At 57.2% G+C, this 1,254-nt stretch carries 1 pseudogene; it reads right to left on the minus strand.

The features are described 5' to 3' along the window. Positions 1-1,254: pseudogene (locus tag QMG93_RS34915) on the minus strand (contractile injection system protein, VgrG/Pvc8 family); the annotation flags it as partial.

Below are 1,254 nucleotides of genomic sequence, written 5' to 3' on the forward strand. Positions count from 1 at the left end.
CGCGCCTTCCTTCGCCGTAAACGAAATATCTTTCGTCCCCAGCTCGAATTCCTTGCCTCCACCCGTGGAAAACGACTTCACGGTTGTATCGGCCATTTTCTTGTTCGCCTTCTCCGCCGCCTCGCCCTGCGGGGAAAACGGCGTCCGCACCGATTGAATCAGCATCGCTTCCGCTTCGTCGTGCGTCGGAAAATACAGCTTGATCCGCGATCCGACCGGCGGCATGGCATGGAAAATATGGCTCGTCGGCGACGAATACGGGAACCAGACCGCTTCATGCTCCGGCTGGTTTTTGTCGATATCCAGATGGACTTTCGCCTTCTTGACGCCGATGGCTAAAATTTTCCCATCCATCGCCAGACCCGGCAGGTTCTCATTATACTGCTTGTTTTGCCGCAGCCCTGCCGGGGTGGTGCATAAGTATTCGAATTGCAAAATGCCGTGAACCAACGCTCCCTGGATGCCTGCAACGACAAACAGACGGCCATTTCTCTCTACCTCCGCCCCGAGCTCCAGCCATTGGTCCTTTGTGATGATGAAGCGCGTAAAATCTTCCTCCTGGAAGCGTTCGACCTTGGTTTCCACCGCGGTCAGAAACGACTGCACGTCATGCCGGATGCCGTAAGCGCCCTCTTCCAGCTTCACATGCTGCCTGCCCGACGGCGTTCCGATCCATAGACGCGGGGCATGGGTGCTGACGTCCGGCGTCACCACCGCGCCCGCATGGGAAGCGATCCGCTGAATAAACTCCCAGTCGGTCTCCTCGTATTGGAGCACCAGATCGCCGAGCGAAGCCCCGCGCTGGAACGCGTCGGTTTCCAAGAAGTTTCCACCCGGATACGCGTGAATCACTTCAGACAGCACATCCGTATAAAGCATGCCCGCATGCTGGAAGGAGCGGCTTTTGCGCTGCACGTCCAGTTGGTACGTATGCGAGATGACATCCACCTGCACGTTATATACGCCATGGATGCGGTCGACTTGGATTTCATGCAGTTGCCCGAGGAATAACGGTTCCTCCGGTTGCCCTTCCCGAGCCGCATACAGGCCGATCGGGTCGCGGTAGCTGCCTTGCCGCACCAAAGCTTGGCTGTCTTCCTCGCTCATGATGCCCCCGAGCTGCATGCGGGCATGAGCTCCGGGAAACCGCGTCATTTTTATTTCTTCAAGCCGCAGCTTTCCGTACGGCCATTTCAGCATAAGATCCTGTACGGTCAAGCCCGACAGGCGATCCGATTCGTTGTTTGACACGTC

Source organism: Paenibacillus tyrphae (assembly GCF_027925525.1).
In the GTDB taxonomy this organism is placed as follows: domain Bacteria; phylum Bacillota; class Bacilli; order Paenibacillales; family NBRC-103111; genus Paenibacillus_G; species Paenibacillus_G tyrfis_B.